The organism is uncultured Campylobacter sp. (genome assembly GCF_937890585.1).
GTDB lineage: Bacteria > Campylobacterota > Campylobacteria > Campylobacterales > Campylobacteraceae > Campylobacter_A.
The window spans coordinates 1-1912 of sequence record NZ_CALACG010000064.1; the positions used below are offsets into that span (position 1 = coordinate 1).

Here is a 1912-nt window from a genome sequence, read left to right on the forward strand (position 1 = left end):
TATCTAAGCTATATAAAATCAATCTTTCATTTTTTCATTAAAATTTTGACTAAAACCTAACGATCTTAGCGCCGTATCCACCTTGGTTTGCCGGTGCGTCAAAAAACTCTTTCACGCTTGGATGCTCTTTTAAGAAATTTTTGACTGCAAAGGCTAGCTTACCCGTGCCGATGCCGTGAAATACGCTAACCTCATCAAATCCCATAACAAGACTATCTGAGATAAATTTATCAAGCTTTGCTATCGCCTCGTCAGCTCTCATACCGTGCAGATCAAGCGATAATGACGCCGTTTTTGGCTTATCGACATTTAGGCTAACGCTACTTTTTTTAGGCGTGGCCACTTCGTTGCCATTTTTTCTTAAAAGCTCCAGTGGCACACGCAAATTTATGCCATTTGACTCGATCATCGCATCATTTTTAGAGATGCTTAAAACCGTGCCTTTTATATTTTCATATTTCACTCTATCGCCTACTTTTAGGCTCTCTCGCTCAGTTTTTTTAGGCTTAACGATGGCAGCTTTTTTCTCATTTGCCACGTTTAGCGCCCTTTGCTTGTCTTTTATCTCTTTGAAATTTATAACAGCTTTTGCCGCATTTATCGCGTCAAAATACTCTTTTTCAAGGCGAGAAATAGTCGCATTTAGCTTGATCTCATTTCTCTCTTTTAGCTCTTTTTGCTCTTCAAGCAAGCGCTCCAGCCGCTCTTCCTTTGCCGTGACATCTTTTATCCCCTCATCAAGCTTAGTTTGTAAATTTAGCGTCTTTGTGATGATCTCGTTTAAATTCTCTTTATCTTCGCCGTAAATTTTCTTTGCCTGCGCCACTAAATTTTGAGATATACCGTATCTTGCCGCTGTTTCAAAGGCGTAAGACTTACCGATCGTGCCTTTTAAAAACTCAAATTTAGGCCTTTGAGCCGCCTCGTCGTAAAGTGCCGCCACTAGCTCAACCTCTGGATTTTTAGCTAGCAACATCGCAAGGCGCTTGTGGTGGGTCGTGATGATCATTTTGATATCTTGAGTGATGAGGCGCTCTATCATGACGCCATACAAGCTCGCAGCCTCCTCAAAATCGGTGCCAAGCTCGATCTCGTCGATACCGATGATGATCGATTTTTTAGTAAAGAGTCTTGAAAAATGCACCATCCTGCCAGCAAAGGTCGAGATGTCGTTTTTCACGCTTTGCGGATCTTCTATGATCGCATCAAATTCTTTAAAAGAGCCGATGCTTGAGCGGTTTGCGTCGATACGCATAGGCAGCAGATACTTTGCAAGTAGCGTGGCTGAGATGATTGATTTTAAAAGCATCGACTTACCGCCAGCATTTACGCCAGTTATTAAAAGCACCTTTTTGCTAAAATCCACGCTCACACTCTTTGGGTTTTTTAGCGCTGGATGGGCAAATTTCTCAAGCTTTATAACGTGCGAGCTATTTGGTAAAACAAACTCATAATCACGCGATCTAGCCAAATTTACGCGCGCTTGATATGCATCAAACTGATCAAAAGCGTTATTTATAAATTTCAAAAAGAGCAGGCTCTTGCTCATCTGCAGGCTAAATTTCTTGCAGTGCTCAAAAATGATCTCCTCTTTTCTATCAAGTAGCTCGCTTTGCTCCTTTTTTAGGCGCTCGGTGCTTGCAGGTGCGACGTAGAAGTAGCCGCCTGAGCTTCTAGCGATCACGGTGCCTTTTAGGGCGTGATTAAAGCCACCACGCACCAAAAGTGCCTCTTGCGAGTTGATGTAGTGCGTCTGGGTATCGACTAGATAGGGCGTGATGTGCTTTGAGTAGATGAGCTTTTTAAGCTCGGCGTCGATCTGGCGCTTTTTCTCGCTAAATGCCTGCTTTATCGCAGCAAATCTCTCATCCACGCTGTCGCTAAACTCGCCGTTTTCATCAAAGCTGTTTGC

The 1912-nt window shown here is 43.0% G+C and carries 1 protein-coding gene; it reads right to left on the reverse strand.

What is annotated here, in order from left to right:
• Nucleotides 1–49: 49 nt before the first annotated feature.
• A partial coding sequence (locus Q0296_RS01670; protein WP_298035895.1) for an endonuclease MutS2 occupies nt 50–1912 on the reverse strand: 1863 nt, incomplete at its 5' end.